The following is a 14422-nucleotide window of genomic DNA, read 5'->3' as shown; positions in this document are numbered from 1 at the left end:
TTGAGTCCATGGAACATGCAATTTCTGCATATTCCGCATGCTGGAAAGGAGCTGACATGTATTTTGAGGATTTTTCCGAGGGTCTAACCGTCACAACACCGGAACGGACGGTGACGGCGGAGGAGCTTGATGTGTTTCTCGATGTGGCGGGACTGCACCTGCCGATGTTCCTGCACGATGAAGGAGCACAGGAAATCGGACATCCGCGACGCCTGGTGACCGGACCGATGATACTGGCCGTGGCCATGGGACTCGTTCGCGCCAGCGGCTGGTTCGATCAGGTCGTCGCCGTGCTGGAATTCACAAACATGCGCTTCCTGCGGGCCGTCCATCCGGGCGACACACTGCGCGTGGATATCGAAGTGCGCGAAACCCGTGCGACAAGCAGACCGGATCGTGGACTGGTCAAACTCACCTACGCCGTGTACCGACAAAACGACGATCGCGTGCTTGAAATGGATGGCACCTATCTTTTTCGAAGGCAAGGTTGACCGAGCCTTCCCTCTCCCATTCCCACCCGAAAATACAGCTTCTGCATATTTTCTTGATGGCATTTCGCCACAGATTGGCAAGAATAGCAACGTCATCGAGCGCGTCGCTCCCCTTTTGTGCGCTATCCGGAGTCGGCCTGTTCCTGCCTCGCACGCAAACGATCCTGAATATCAATGGCAGTTCCGTAGCAGTATTCCTTGCCGTCGATATGTACCAGAAAGGATCGTGTTTCGACGGGAAAGGTGCTGCCATCCTTCCGTGTATGATGCGATTCAGCAATGTGAGGAATTCCGAAGCGGAGTTTTTTCCAAACGTACTCCATCTGTTCCGAAGTCGCATTTGAATTGACGACGGACAAATCCATTCCGACTAATTCATCAAGGGTGTATCCCAGAGAAGCACATGCTGCGGCGTTCGCATATGTGAAACGATTGTCAGTTCCAAACCAGAAAGCAGCCTCACTCATCAGATCCAAGGTCCTGCTGAATATCTCGAAGCGCTTCGACTGTGCCTTGCGCTCGGTGACATCGCGTGTGACGCCCACAATAAGCGTACTGTCATCATCGGCCTGGTATGCGGTTACATAGATTTCGGTGTCGATGATCCGGCCGTCCTTGCATGGCTGCCGAACTTCGACCAGTGTTCTGCCGAGATCTTCTCCGGCCAGAAGGCGCGGCACAAGAGAATCCATGATCGCCAGAACGCGTTCCAATGATTCTGGAGTGAGTGCTTCTTCGAGGGACTGCTGCATGGCTTCCTCCTGAGTAAAACCACGGAGCTGCTGTACCGATGGACTGACATACCTGAATCGCCTGCTTTCGGGATCCATCACCCAGAGCACATCCGCCATATTCTCTGTGATGAGCTGCATCATGACCTGATGCTCCAGCGCATACTCTGCAGCCTTCTTCCTGTCAGTAATATCCCGCATGTTTCCCAGCACCGTACGCTTCCCGGCAATCTTGGCTGAAACGGAATGAAGCTCCACCCAGCGAGCTTCACCACTGCTGGTAACGACTTTAATTTCCAGTCGCTCGCCAGGACCAAAATTGCTGAGGCGCATTTCATGCAGCTCAGCCATGCATTCCCGATGCTCTTCATGAACATGACGTATTGGATCAGTGCCAATCAGCTCTTCCGGGGTGTAGCCGAGAATCTCCCCCATCTGGGGATTCACATAAACGACCTCCCTTTCCTGTATGATATACACCCCTGACAATGCCCGCTCGACAAGCAGTTTGAACCATGCTTCAGGAGAAAATGAGACGGACTCTGCAGCCTTTCCTTCTGATTCATATTCTTCTTTCATCGAACGTCCGATTTACTGAATAGCCGGGTAATGCAGAATAAGGTCCACTAATATGAAGAAGATAGGTGCTATCAGTTCCCCGGTCAAGCATATCAAGCAGAGACATAAGGAAGCAATGGGGGCATCCTCATGAATGATTTGAATGGTATTCTAGCAGCTCAAACTGATCGTTTCTACCAGAGTCCGGGGGCGCGCTGGCTCTCAATCTCAGCTTCTACTCCATTCTCCAGCTCAGGAAGAAAATCAATTCCGGTGACCCGTTCGATTTCGTCGACACTTACGATGTAGCGGGCGATGCTTCGCTCTGCATCTGTGTGCGTTTCGTAATGTGGGACAAGGAACGCAATAACCTCGGGCCGCGTGCCTGTGGCGTCTACAATGATTTTGTAGAATCCAGTGGGAACTGCTACCTCATGTTCTCCGAGTACGTTGTACACAACCTGCCGGGCAGTACCGGGCTGCGTGAGAGAATCCGGTTTCGTCACAATGCTGTCGCGGGAAAAGAATACCGGTCCGGTGATGACGGTGATTTCACCGCGGCTTTCCGCCCAGTCGCGCACGCTGTTCTCGATACGTTTCCAGACGCTGCCGTTGTAAGCGCTGCCTATCTGCGGTGCGATATTCGTCAGCAGATTCGTCTCGCGTTCAGCCTCCGCACTCCAACGGAAATCGTCCGCCGGCGCCATGTGTCCCTTCACATAGCCATCCCCTAACTGGTCATAGTCAACATTGTATGCCCTGCCATCCTCATGTATATCCTCATCATCACCGAAGGCGTTGGAACGATCAACATCATCGGCTTCCGAATGTGCTTTCGTGAGCGTGTACTGCACCCACACAGGAATTTTCAGCCTCGGATCATAACCTGCGCTGTAGGCCCGTCTGCGAAGGACCTGGTAAGCCACCGGTTCGCCGAGACTGGTAACGTCCGCGACTGGCCCGCTTGCCACCTCCGTGGAAGAAGATGCACCCAGCGGATGCGGCGCCTCCCCTTCATGCACCCGCACCACATAGCGCGAAACCCAGCCGCTGCCCCCTGCCGGCAGCACGACTTCGTAATAGGTGTCCGTCTGTTCGAGTCGTACGAGATTGAGCTGATCCCCCTGCGTCATACGCAAAATCATCTCGGCATTCCTGTCCGGCTGCGTGCGCACAATAGCGGATCTGCTCGCCTCCACGTAATAGTGCTGGGCATGCAGTGAAGTCATACTGACCACAATGGTCAGCATCAGTATCCATACTGTTTTCATTGCTCCTTACCTCTGTCCGTCGACATTGCCACTGTTCTGCTGCTTCTCCCGCAACGCGCTCGAACGCATGTTGAACACATCGTGGAAGAGCTTGATCGAAGCTTTGCTGCCCCCTGCGATGACAGCTGCGGTGATGACGACACCCACTTTCGTCGTCGTCTCCGTCAGCAGAATAATGCTTACCGCGTCAAAATCCCACCGCCAGCAAATCAGCACCGCGACCAGGAAAGCCAACAATTCCTTCAGAGGATAGCGCTGTGCGGGCAGTGGTTGTTCTGCGGCGGTTGCCACGTTTCCTGCAGTCGACGCGTTCTCCGGTTTTGTCCCGGCATTTCCTTCGCCGGCAGCTGGGTCGGATGTGACCGTATGTGCCACTGCGTTCCGTTTTTTCGCCACGCTGCTGTCTTCAAATTTCCCGATCCACCAGCGTGATTCCACAAGCAGCGAAACCGCGCGCTCGACAACGAATGACAGCACAACGATGCCCATCAACGCCTCAAACGTTCGTTCCCAGTCCAGATGCCATAGATTTGGATCCATACCATACCTCGCTCAGCTGTGATACAAGCATGCCACTGCTGAAATTCCGTTTTCGACCGATGCCGCTGCCACCACGGAACCTGCCACATACGAAACGCCTCATTTCAGCGCTAATCCACTCTGCCGCAGCCACAGTTCCGTACTCCCCTGGAACGTCGCAGCTGCCTGTCGCGTGTACGGACAAGGCGGAAACCTGTCCGTGCAACAGATCAATACTACATAACAGATGCGCCTATGCTACGCATTCGCCGCGATTATGTCAAGAATTCGGGAGGAAGGAATTGATGGAAGGAGCCGCAATCGTTAGTTTCGTACATGCTGGCGATTACGGCGGACATACACATACCGGACAGCGAACTCGAAGAAAGCTTCGTGCGCTCATCGGGACCCGGGGGACAAAATGTCAACAAAGTCGCCACCGCGGTTCAACTGCGTTTCGACGTACAGCACTCTCCTTCTCTGCCAGAGGATGTGCGTGAACGCTTGCTGAAAATGGAGAAGAACCGCATCAATGAAGAAGGCGTACTCATCATCGAAGCACGCCGCTACCGCTCACAGGAACGCAACCGCCAGGATGCCCGCGACCGCCTCGCCCGCGCCATCCACCACGCCCTCTCCCCGCCCAAACCCCGGAAAAAAACCCGTCCCACCCGCGCATCCAACCTCAAACGCCTCGAGGATAAAAAGCGACGCAGCGAGAAGAAGAAACTGCGTCAGAACCCGTAAGTGCTATCAAAGGGAACACGGGTTTTCACGGATCCAACGGATCCTCACGGAGGTTCGGAGAGATGTCTGATATTACACCCTTTCGGTTGTTGGTGAAGATTCTGCGTGCGAATTGAGGCTGGCGGCCAAAATTCAACAGCAAACCAACTTCATATTCTGTAGATCTCAGATAGTTAATCAGCTGGGAAATGTGCTCATTGTTGATAGTATCAGCTGTTTTGAGTTCCAGCAGCACCTTTCGCTCCACGACCATATCGGCGAAATACGTGCCAACCCGATCGTCGTAGTAGTACACATCAATCTTGACCTGACGATCCACCTGCAGCATCAATTCCTTCAATTCCAGAGCCAGTGCGTTTTCATACACCCGTTCGAGGAAACCGTATCCCAGAGTATTGTACACATCAAAAAATCCACGAATGATATCCCTCGTAATCTCCCCATGCAGCATTGCATTCTCCCTGATTATGGTATTTACACCAAAGTCACTTCCCCACCATTGGCCTGCAAGTCAGAACCCAACCTCTTCTCCCTACTCCCTTTTTCCGTGAAAATCCGTACGATCCGTGAGGATCCGTGTTCCCATTGATAATACTAAACCAGGAGGGCGCCTTCGAGCTTTAACAATTTTTTCTTGCGGTCGACGCCGCCGGCGTAGCCGACGAGGGTGCCGTTTTCGCCGATGACACGGTGACAGGGTATGATGATGGAGATGGGGTTGCGGCCGACGGCCTGGCCGACGGCACGGGAGGCGTCGGGATTGCCCACGTAGTCGGCGATGGCACGGTAGCTGCTGGTGCTGCCGTACTGAATGGAGCGAAGTGCCGTCCACACCTGCAGCTGAAATTCCGTCCCGTAGAGATGCGTCTTGACGCGGAATTTTTTCACGCGTCCTTCGAAGTATCTGTCGAGCTGACGGTGGATGCTGTCGTGTTGGCCCTTGTCGGACTGCACGTCGAAGTGTTTGAGGTAGCGTCCCAGATAGGCATAGAGATCCTCGCGATAGCCTTTACGCTCGAAGCCGAGGTAGCAGACGGCCCCGTCACAACTGGCGATATGCAGATTGCCGAGTGGTGATGGGTGATGCGACAGGACGATGACGGCGGGTTTTTGCAGGGTAGCAGGAGCCATGGACCATCCCCGTATTTCGGAGTTAATGGATTACGGGAATGTACGTTGCGCAGGATAAAAAGGAAAGCGTCCCTGCCGCGAATGCCGGTCAGGGACGCTTGTCAGGTTTTTTCGATGCGGGACTTACTCGGCGGAGACGTCGCCTGTTGCATCATCCGGCTTCTCCTCGGGGAAAAGCTGGACCTGCACGTAATTGTCCATGTTGATATACTTCTGTGCTGTCTCCTGCAGCATATCGGCATCCAGTGCGTCGACCAGTGCGTCGTACTGCATCCAGCGATCAAGCGGCTCGCCGTACGACAGCGATGCACGCATCTGTCCGAGCCACCATCCATTCTCCTTGAGATTTGTCTCACGCTCGCGGCGCTGAATCTCCTTGATCTTGTTGATGGTCTCTTCATCGGCAGGTTCATTTCGTACGCTGTTGAGGACGTCGAAGAGGGTCGCGGTAAGCTCGTCGACACGTTCCGGCTTGCAGCCGAAGCGAATCATCAGGGCATAATCCCCGACCGGTGACTTGTCCAGGCCCATGCGCACACCAACGCCATAGGTACCGCCCTTTTCTTCGCGTATCTCTTCGCGAAGCTTGATCGTGAGCAGTTCTTCAAGAGCATTCGCCTTGTAGTTGTTTTCGTACGACCAGTTGTGGTCGCCTGTGAACACGACGGTGACCATGGACTTGTCGTCGATGCCCTTGTATACCTTCTTCTTGATCACGCCTTTCGGGTAGCGAATGCCGGGATCGCCCCAGGTTTCCTTGCGGTTGATTGAAGGCAGCGAACCGAGCCAGGTTTCGACCATCGGCTTGAGTTCTTCCGGCTTGAAATTCCCCACGAACATGAAAGTGAAATCACTCGCGTCTTTGAAGCGGTCGAGATAGAAATCGTATGCCACTTCGAGATCGAGTCCCTTGAGCCACTCTTCTGTCATCGGCTGATGACGGGGATGATCCTGGTAGAGCACCTTCGTCAGCGTATCGCCGAACACACTTTCAGGACGATTGCGGGCATTGGCAAGGAAGCCTCCGATGCGCTCCTTGAAACTCTCCACCGCGGTCGTGTCCTTGCGCGGTGCCTTGAAATACAGGTTCACCAGCTGCAGCATGGTTTCGACATCCTTCGGCGAAGCCTGTCCGTAGAAGCCCTCGGACTCTTCGGTGATACTCGGACTGACACTCGCGACCTTGCCGGTCAGGGCCTTGCGCAGTTTGATGACGTCGAAATCACCCACACCGCCGGCGCTGACCAGTGCGTCAGCCATCGACGAACTCGGGTAATTGGCGTCTGTCGACAGGCTGTGACCACCCGGACTCCACGCGGCGAACTGAATCTCATCGTCTTTGAAATCGGTGGGTTTCAGCAGCACATGTACGCCATTCCCCAGCGTCCATTCCGTGATGCCGACATCGTCGTACGACTTCTCTGCCGTCACCTTCGCGAACTGCCCGGGGACTTCAGTCAGCGGCTTGTTGGCAACCTCATCGACGTACGGTTCGAGCTTCATGGCTTCGACCTTCGCGATGATGGCACGCAGTTCTTCTTCCGTCGGTTTGGGATATTTTTCGTTTTCGGGCATGCTCACGGCAAGAACCCTGTTGTCCTCACGCAGCAGCTCATCCGTCAGCTTGTTCACTTCGCGGATGGTGATGGTCGGAAGATACTTCTTGTACAGTTCGTACTCCACCTCGATACCGGGAATCGGCTCTTCGGTGAGGAAATTGCGAACGAACTCAGACGCATGACTGCCGGAACGGGTTTTCTCGCGCTCCTCGTACATCTGCTCCATTCTGCGAAGGATATTGGTTTTCGCACGCTCGAGCTCGGTCTCGAGAAAACCGTGCTGCTTGACGCGTTCGGCCTCAGTGAGCAGAGTCTCGAAGCCGCGTGCGATTCCACCGTCCTTCACTCCGCAATTGAGGACATACACATCTTTCGCGCGCACAAAGCCGCCCTTGCCTGAGGACGCGAAGATGTACGGAGGATTCTTGTCCTGCAGCAGCTCGCTGTAACGGGCGTTGAGCATCTGGCTGTAGAGCTGCGGAATCATCGATGAACGATAGTCCATCACCCTGCGATCCACCTCCGGATCCATCATGTGATACAGGTTGACACTGGTAGACGTCGCCTCGGGATCGGATTCGATGGTGAACAGGAACTGATCATGATCAGGTACCTCAAAGGTCTCACGCTTCGGGGGATTCGGATGCTTTTCGATCCCGCCGAATTTGGCTTTGATCTTTTCTTCCATCTGGCTGACATCGAAATCGCCCACCGCGATGACTGCCATCAGCGAGGGACGATACCAGTCGCGATAGAATTTCTTCACCGTATCGTACTCGAAGTTTTCGATAATTTCGGGCTGACCGATGGGCAGTCGCTTTGCATACTTCGAATTGTGCAGCAGAACAGGGAACTGCTTGTCGCGAATGCGGGACGCTGCGCTTTTCCTGCTGCGCCATTCTTCCATGATCACACCGCGTTCCTTGTCGATCTCTTCGTTCTCGAATGACAGCGCCGAGGCCCAGTCCACCAGCACCTGCATGCCCTTGTCAACGACGCTTTCATCGTCCATCGGCAATTCAAGCATGTACACGGTCTCATCGAATGAGGTATAGGCGTTCAGATCGGATCCGAAGCGCATACCGATGGACTCGAGGTACTCGACGAGTTCGTTTTTCTTGAAATTTTCGGAACCGTTAAATGCCATGTGTTCACAGAAATGTGCGAGTCCCTGCTGGTCATCGGTTTCAAGGATGGATCCGGCATTGACAACGAGACGCATTTCCGCGCGGTTCTCGGGCCGTTTGTTCTGCATGATGTAGTAGGTCAGCCCGTTCTCGAGCTTCCCGATTTTCACGAGCGGATTTACAGGGAGTTTGCTTCCAAGTCCAAGGGAGGAAATAGCACTCTCCTGCTCCTGTGCATGCAGCAGCATCGGCAGCGCAGCGAACAGGACAACAGCAGTCGCAACACGTAGGAATCGGTTCATCATTACTCCGATATTTGAAAAACAGGATTCATTCTTCTCAGTACGTTTCCCGAGGAAAAAAGATACAAAAATGTCGTGATATTTGGCATATGTAGAAAGGGCGTCCTTCTTGCGAGGGACGCCCTTTTCCTGGAGCTCAGTGAGCGTACACTCACTCGAGAGGATTCATCTGATACATTTCCACGTCTTCGTCACTGTAACCGAGGGCCTTCCAGTCAAGCACACCGTCTTCGGCATGACAGTTCTGGCAGGTCAGCGCTCCGTTGCGGCGCACGGCGTGACTGATTTCCATGTTGGCATCGGCAGGAATCCAGCGGGGTTCCACCTTGCCCTGCTTGACCAGGCGCACGTCCTCATACGGCTCGGTGTGCCATTCGGTAATGTATTTCCCGGTACCATCGTCCATGTACTGCATGAACTGATCCATCATGTAGTACTTGAACATGGTGCCGTACATCATCTTCATCATGTCTTTCGCCATTTCCACGGAAGCGGCCTTGTCAGGATCGCCGGTGCGATAATAGGTCGGGAGATTGTAGGGCACGAACATGCCACCGAAGGGACCGATATTCTGCAGGTCGATGTGCTGCTTGCCGTTGAAGATTTTCATGGCATACAGCTTGGAGGGACGCTTCTTGGCGATGGGACGCATCACGCGCTCGTACCATTCACTGTAGTCGTAGTCCTGGTACTCAGGCCACTTCTGCGTCGGCTTGTAAAACACGTAGCGGTCTTCCCCGTTGGGATTGTCACCGATGGCATTGCCGAGGAAGGTCGCATCACCGTTCCACCAGACGTAGGTCATTGCCTGCTTCGGCTGGGTGAACTTTTCAATATCTGTGTACACGTACACACCCGGGTGTTCTTCATACATCGGTGTGTCGAAATCGCGGCGCGTGGCATTGTCTTCCTGCAGCGAGGGGATATGGCAGGTCACGCACGCCACTTTCTCGGTATGCATGTTGAGGAATTCGGCGATCTCCTCATTTTCCTCATGCGGCTCATTGGTGTGACAGTTCGCACATGCCACATCCACATCCGGCAGATCATTGGTCATCATCGTCGTGGTATGCTGGCCCTTTGCGATGTAGTGACCTTCGGTGGTGTGGCAGTCCGTACAGTTCAGTCCCGCAGCAGCATGCACATCCCAGCTCGGGGAGAACGGCGTGCCGCGCTTGGATCCAGGGTGAAGGACGCGGGGACGCTCGTGGCCTGTGTTCAGCATGCTCTGGAAAAACGAGGTGTCGGTGGAATCGATATAAATGTCGCCGCCAAAATTGTGCTGGTGACAGCGCAGGCAGGTCTGCGACGTTGTTGTCGTAACCGACATCGCGGCACGCATGCTGCGGTCCATTTCCCAGCGCTTGAGTCCGTTGTCGTCCATCGTCACCTGCTTGCGGTTCATGTCATATCCCTGCGAGTGGCAGATCAGACAGTCAATGGCATCTTTTTCATCCTGCGTGGTTTCATAACCCGGCATCATTTCACCAAGCGGCGCCTGGTACTGGCCGCCGATATGGCACTGGCCACAGCCCTCGGAAAGCGTGTCGCCATGCTCGGTGACCACGAGGTCCGCCCAGGCGGTCATCGCGAAGCTACCCGGCTTGGGACAGGGACGATTGATTTTTCCCATGGCGAAATTATCGGCCAGCTTGCCGTTGAAGCCGTACACATTCGGGTGACGCTCGGTGAAGAAACGATAGTGCGTTGATGTCAGGAGGTTGTGCATGAGGTTGACGGTTTTCTCGTTGCCGCTCGCGGCATCCTCAACAGTGATTTCCTCATGACAGGAAAGGCAGGTCTGCGGTCCCTCATACTCGGTGATGCCCGCTTCGCGGAAAATGTCGATGTGCTTGAATTCCATATCGAATTCGCCCGTAAGCTGATCAGCGATGGCGTCGAACTGCTCCTGCGTCACAGGCTCAGCCACGTAGGTGATGCTCCCCGGACGACTGTCCGCCGGCAGCATCATGTTGATCATGTCCGACCAGAAAGCCCATCCGGTGAGGGCCAGGAGAGGAATAATAATGAGGATGGAAAAGAAAAAGGTACGTTTTTTGTTGGTCATTGCTGCTCCATGTTGCAATTCTCTCGAAATTCCGGCAGGTCGTTTCTCCAATGAAGGAAATATTTAGGAGTAGCCGGTCTTCAGCTCCAGGAGTAGGATGCAGCAAGATCGCGCAGGGATTCACGATCTTCGTGAAAATTTCATCTTTTTTTTGCTGTGTGCAGGATGTCTTTCTGCAACCGCTTCCCTCGTAACCCCTTTTCTACGAACATGCGCTCCCCGGTAAACGGGTTTTTCCCCGTGTGATACATGACGCTTGACCACGTTCCAGGCGTGGGCGTAAAAATCTGTACCTGTTCCGGATTGATTTGAAGTTCCGTGGAAGCAAACGATTTCAGCGCCCGCATATGCTTTTCTTCGCAACCTGGGTGGGCGGCGATGAAGTAATAGGTGAGGAACTGTTTTTTCCCCGATTTCTTCGAGATGGAATAGAATCGTTCGCGGAAGTCGAGCAGATCCTGCACGCCCCCTTTCCCCATGACGCCGAGCACACTGTCGTCACTGTGCTCGGGGGCCAGCTTGAGCTGTCCTGACACGTGATGGGAAACGAGTTGCTCCATGAAATCCATGCCGCAGGAGCGGTCTTCCTTCACGAGATCGTGCCGGATCCCGCTGGCGACGAAAACATGCCGCATCCCCGGCAGTGCACGGATTCGCTGCAGCAAACGTGTGTAGCGGCTGTGATCCACGGGCAGCTGTTTGCAGAGCGTGGGGTAAACGCAGCGTTTTTCCGTGCATGCACCCTTCTCGATTTTCTTGCTGCATTCGTAACCGTACATGTTGGCGGTGGGACCCCCGACATCGGGGATCACACCCTTGAACGCCGGATGTGAGGAAAATGACGCTGCCTCATCGAGAACCGAGCGCTCGCTGCGCCAGCGTACCCGTCGTCCTTCATGCACGGCGATAGCACAGAAATTGCATTCGCCGTAGCAGCCGCGATGGGTCTGCAGGGCAAAGCGTATGGTATCGAGCGCTGGAATACGACCCTTGTTCCTGTATGTCGGATGCGCATCCCGCGCAAACGGAAGTCCATACACGTGGTCAAGCTGCACCTGGGATTCATAGGCGGGAGGCGGATGCTGCACGAGCCATCGGTCTCCATGCTGCTGTGCGAGTCCTTTCGCCGTCACGGGATCGGTATTGTCGTAAAACACCCGGTACATGTGCAGGAAGGAGTCCACATCGCTGCGCGCAATCTTGTAGGAAGGCAACTGCAGATAGGCATCGGGTGCAGTCTTCTCAATGATGCATGTGCCTGGCAGAGCACGCGGCAGTTCCCCTTCCGCCAGCGACCGGGCGAGCTGCACAACCGTCTCCTCTGCCATGCCATAGACCAGGAGGTCGGCCTTTGCATCGAAAAGCACGGAGCGTCTGACCGCGTCGCTCCAGTAATCGTAATGTGCGATGCGACGGAGACTCGCTTCGAGTCCCCCGAGCACGATGGGCACCGTGCCCTTGAAATACTGCCGGATGAGATTGCTGTACGCGATGACGGCGCGATCGGGCCGCTGCGTGTTTTCACCTCCCGGAGTATAGTCGTCCGACCGTCTCTTCTTCTGCAGCGCCGTGTAGTTGGCGACCATCGAATCCACGCTGCCCCCGGTCACGCCCCAGAACAGCCGCGGTTCCCCGAGACGGCTGATATCCTCCCCCGAATGCATGTCGGGCTGTGCGATGACACCGACACGAAATCCGGCATCCACCAGCACGCGTCCGATAACGGCGACACCGATCTGCGGAGCATCGATATACGCATCGCCGCTGACGAGGATGACATCACATTGCGACCATCCGAGCCGCTGCATTTCCGCTTTACTGACGGGAAGGAACTCCATGCGACCGCTCAGCTCCCTTCACCATCGTAATTGTCGAGCCGGGTGTCATCGGCGGCATGGGATGACCGCACGCCATAACTTCTGAACTTCCGGATCACACGCTTTATTTCCTCGTCGTCAAGAATTACCGGCGTCCCGATGCAACGCGCCTGGTAGTGGATGCGTGCGACGAGCTCGATTTCTTCGGCAATGGCGAAAGCCCGCTCAATGGACGATGCCACGCTCAGCAGCCCGTGATTTGCCAGCAGTGTCGCATGATACTCCTGCCCGAGCGACTCCACTGCATTGCGCGCCAGTTCCTCACTGCCATACGTGGCGTAGGGGGCGACAGGGACCCGCGGACCCGCAAAGCCGACAAGGTAATGCGACGCGGGGATGGGTTCACGCAGACAGGCGAAGGTGGTGGCATAGGGGGAATGCGTGTGAACGATGGCCGTGACGTCGGGTCGCGCCCGGTAGACCGCGGCATGCATGGGATACTCGCTGGAGGGCTGCGTGTCGGTATCGCTGTGTTCTCCGTCGAAATCGATGATGGGTACTTCCTCCACGCGCATCTCGTGGTACGGGATGCCTGAAGGACTGATGCACATGCGATCCGTGTTTTCGAGACGAACGGAGATGTTACCGCCCGAGCCTGTTGTGAGTCCCGCGCGCAGCATGGCGCGGCAATGCTCCGCCACATCATGCCGGAGGTCGGTATAATCGATGCTGCTCATTTCTCCTCCAGTTTGGTTTTCAGCCATTCGAAGCCCTGCACGAGGGCTGCTTCCGTATTCGGCTCCGCCATCGAGTGCCCCGAGGCGAAAGTAAGGACCAGGCGTGAGTGCGGCAGGGCGCGGTACAGACGCCAGGCGGTTATGGGTGGACAGATGGCGTCGAAGCGCCCATTGACGATGAACGCCGGGATATCACGAATGCGGTCGATATCCTTCCAGAGCTGATCAGGCTCAAGAAAACAGTCATTGGCCATGTAGTAATTCTCGAAAAGCGCGAATGACAGCGGATTGTTGCCTTCCAGCCAGTTGTTGAGCTGACGAATATGACTCGAATCCGCATCCACTTTACTGGCGGCGGCCTCGTACTTCGTCCATGCTCTTGCATATTTCGCGCGCGTCAGGGAATCCGGTGATTGCAGCAGCTCATACAGATACGCAGGAAGCGGACGACGGTCCGGGTCCGGCAGCGCGTCAAGCAGTTCCCGGTACTGGTCCGGAAACAGATGTGCTGTCCCTCCGTGATAAAACCAATCGATTTCTTCCTTCGTTGCGGTAAATACCCCGCGGAGGACGAGTCCGAGGACACGATCCGGATACCGCTCGGCGTACGCGAGTCCCAGTGTCGTTCCCCACGACCCGCCGAACAGCACGATACGCTCGGCCCCGATATGTTTGCGCAGTTGCTCGATATCCTCCACAAGGTCCCAGGTCGTGTTTTCCCTCGTTTCCGCATAGGGTTTCGAGCGTCCCGCCCCGCGCTGGTCGTGCAACACGATCTGGAAATACGTCGGATCACAGAAGCGGCGGTAATACGGGGACGTCGATCCTCCGGGTCCCCCATGAAGCACGAAAACCGGCACACCATCCGGATTTCCGCTGCGGTCGTAATAAATGCTGTGCAGATCGGAAACCTGGAGATAACCGGAATCAAAGGACTCGATTTTCGGCCACAGGGCGGCATGCTCCTGCGCGAAGGCAGCCGGAAGAGCGGTCAATGTCAGGATCAGCGAGAGGGAAAGGAAGCATTTCATGGAGAAATCCGTCTGTTCCCCTGCAATGTACAAAAATGCATCTCCCTGCCCTGCCCATTTTGGAAAAAAGCCTGAAATCGTATATTACGTGCATTCGCATCATCTGATGAGTGATTAATAACCAGGAGGTCATATGAACCGTTACCAGGAATTGCTTGCTCTTGTCCAGTCCTTCGAATCGGACTTTGAAAAGTTCTATGAGAAGGGAAACAAATCCGCCGGTACCCGGCTTCGCAAGCACATGAACGAAGTCAAGAAGTTCGCCCAGGACGTGCGCATGGAAGTGCAGTCCATTAAGAAGAGCGAGGAAGACTGAGAAGGGACGCAGCGCGC

The 14422-nt window shown here is 55.1% G+C and carries 13 protein-coding genes; 3 read left to right on the top strand and 10 right to left on the bottom strand.

Features of this window, described 5'->3' with window-relative positions; translation table 11 throughout:
• Nucleotides 1-56 precede the first annotated feature (56 nt).
• Entirely contained in the window at nucleotides 57-491 is a 435-nt protein-coding gene (locus KQI65_05210) for an acyl dehydratase (protein MCB2204128.1), read from the top strand.
• 122 nt (nucleotides 492-613) lie between these two features.
• Here KQI65_05210 and KQI65_05205 read toward each other — a convergent pair whose 3' ends face one another.
• The 3 genes from KQI65_05205 to KQI65_05195 all read right to left on the bottom strand — a co-directional run bounded on the left by KQI65_05205 (nucleotide 614) and on the right by KQI65_05195 (nucleotide 3591).
• A complete protein-coding gene (locus tag KQI65_05205) occupies nucleotides 614-1801 on the bottom strand; it encodes a PAS domain S-box protein (protein ID MCB2204127.1) in 1188 nt (395 codons plus the stop codon).
• Nucleotides 1802-1974: 173 nt separating this feature from the next.
• Nucleotides 1975-3051 carry a DNA/RNA non-specific endonuclease gene (locus KQI65_05200; protein MCB2204126.1) on the bottom strand — a complete coding sequence of 359 codons (1077 nt, stop codon included), beginning with the start codon at nucleotides 3049-3051 and terminating at the stop codon, nucleotides 1975-1977.
• A gap of 6 nt (nucleotides 3052-3057) precedes the next feature.
• Nucleotides 3058-3591: a hypothetical protein gene (locus KQI65_05195; protein ID MCB2204125.1), complete on the bottom strand. Its 534-nt coding sequence runs from the start codon at nucleotides 3589-3591 to the stop codon at nucleotides 3058-3060.
• 315 nt (nucleotides 3592-3906) lie between these two features.
• Between KQI65_05195 and arfB the strand changes: the two genes are divergently transcribed.
• A complete protein-coding gene (gene arfB / locus KQI65_05190) occupies nucleotides 3907-4317 on the top strand; it encodes an aminoacyl-tRNA hydrolase (GenBank protein ID MCB2204124.1) in 411 nt (136 codons plus the stop codon).
• A 25-nt stretch (nucleotides 4318-4342) separates the two neighbouring features.
• On the opposite strand, the gene KQI65_05185 is transcribed toward arfB, so the two are convergent.
• From KQI65_05185 to pip, 7 genes are all read right to left on the bottom strand, one after another.
• Entirely contained in the window at nucleotides 4343-4768 is a 426-nt protein-coding gene (locus tag KQI65_05185; protein MCB2204123.1) for a GxxExxY protein, read from the bottom strand.
• 143 nt (nucleotides 4769-4911) lie between these two features.
• Nucleotides 4912-5448: a methylated-DNA--[protein]-cysteine S-methyltransferase gene (locus tag KQI65_05180; protein MCB2204122.1), complete on the bottom strand. Its 537-nt coding sequence runs from the start codon at nucleotides 5446-5448 to the stop codon at nucleotides 4912-4914.
• Between the two features lie 123 nt (nucleotides 5449-5571).
• Nucleotides 5572-8436, bottom strand: coding sequence for an insulinase family protein (locus KQI65_05175; GenBank protein MCB2204121.1), 2865 nt, complete (start codon nucleotides 8434-8436; stop codon nucleotides 5572-5574).
• 151 nt (nucleotides 8437-8587) lie between these two features.
• The gene (locus tag KQI65_05170; protein MCB2204120.1) at nucleotides 8588-10504 is read right to left on the bottom strand and encodes a nitrite reductase; all 1917 of its coding nucleotides are present in this window, start codon (nucleotides 10502-10504) and stop codon (nucleotides 8588-8590) included.
• A gap of 140 nt (nucleotides 10505-10644) precedes the next feature.
• The gene (locus tag KQI65_05165; protein ID MCB2204119.1) at nucleotides 10645-12342 is read right to left on the bottom strand and encodes a YgiQ family radical SAM protein; all 1698 of its coding nucleotides are present in this window, start codon (nucleotides 12340-12342) and stop codon (nucleotides 10645-10647) included.
• 8 nt (nucleotides 12343-12350) lie between these two features.
• Nucleotides 12351-13058 (bottom strand): class II aldolase/adducin family protein, encoded by a 708-nt coding sequence (locus KQI65_05160; protein MCB2204118.1) that lies wholly within the window; start codon nucleotides 13056-13058, stop codon nucleotides 12351-12353.
• Nucleotides 13055-14089 (bottom strand): prolyl aminopeptidase, encoded by a 1035-nt coding sequence (gene pip / locus KQI65_05155; protein MCB2204117.1) that lies wholly within the window; start codon nucleotides 14087-14089, stop codon nucleotides 13055-13057. The genes KQI65_05160 and pip overlap by 4 nt, the downstream gene beginning before the upstream one ends.
• Nucleotides 14090-14222: 133 nt before the next feature.
• On the opposite strand from pip, the gene KQI65_05150 reads away from it, so the two are divergent.
• A complete protein-coding gene (locus KQI65_05150) occupies nucleotides 14223-14405 on the top strand; it encodes a histone H1 (GenBank protein ID MCB2204116.1) in 183 nt (60 codons plus the stop codon).
• Nucleotides 14406-14422 lie beyond the last annotated feature (17 nt).

This window comes from bacterium, from assembly GCA_020444325.1.
GTDB lineage: Bacteria > Bacteroidota > Ignavibacteria > SZUA-365 > SZUA-365 > BM516.
This window is presented reverse-complemented; position numbering and strand designations above follow the sequence as displayed.

Bases quoted from the DNA above. Each gene is read 5' to 3' on its own strand.
- KQI65_05210 (MCB2204128.1), top strand. From the start codon at position 57: ATGTATTTTGAGGATTTTTCCGAGGGTCTAACCGTCACAACACCGGAA.
- KQI65_05205 (MCB2204127.1), bottom strand. From the start codon at position 1,801: ATGAAAGAAGAATATGAATCAGAAGGAAAGGCTGCAGAGTCCGTCTCA.
- KQI65_05200 (MCB2204126.1), bottom strand. From the start codon at position 3,051: ATGAAAACAGTATGGATACTGATGCTGACCATTGTGGTCAGTATGACT.
- KQI65_05195 (MCB2204125.1), bottom strand. From the start codon at position 3,591: ATGGATCCAAATCTATGGCATCTGGACTGGGAACGAACGTTTGAGGCG.
- arfB (MCB2204124.1), top strand. From the start codon at position 3,907: ATGCTGGCGATTACGGCGGACATACACATACCGGACAGCGAACTCGAA.
- KQI65_05185 (MCB2204123.1), bottom strand. From the start codon at position 4,768: ATGCTGCATGGGGAGATTACGAGGGATATCATTCGTGGATTTTTTGAT.
- KQI65_05180 (MCB2204122.1), bottom strand. From the start codon at position 5,448: ATGGCTCCTGCTACCCTGCAAAAACCCGCCGTCATCGTCCTGTCGCAT.
- KQI65_05175 (MCB2204121.1), bottom strand. From the start codon at position 8,436: ATGAACCGATTCCTACGTGTTGCGACTGCTGTTGTCCTGTTCGCTGCG.
- KQI65_05170 (MCB2204120.1), bottom strand. From the start codon at position 10,504: ATGACCAACAAAAAACGTACCTTTTTCTTTTCCATCCTCATTATTATT.
- KQI65_05165 (MCB2204119.1), bottom strand. From the start codon at position 12,342: ATGGAGTTCCTTCCCGTCAGTAAAGCGGAAATGCAGCGGCTCGGATGG.
- KQI65_05160 (MCB2204118.1), bottom strand. From the start codon at position 13,058: ATGAGCAGCATCGATTATACCGACCTCCGGCATGATGTGGCGGAGCAT.
- pip (MCB2204117.1), bottom strand. From the start codon at position 14,089: ATGAAATGCTTCCTTTCCCTCTCGCTGATCCTGACATTGACCGCTCTT.
- KQI65_05150 (MCB2204116.1), top strand. From the start codon at position 14,223: ATGAACCGTTACCAGGAATTGCTTGCTCTTGTCCAGTCCTTCGAATCG.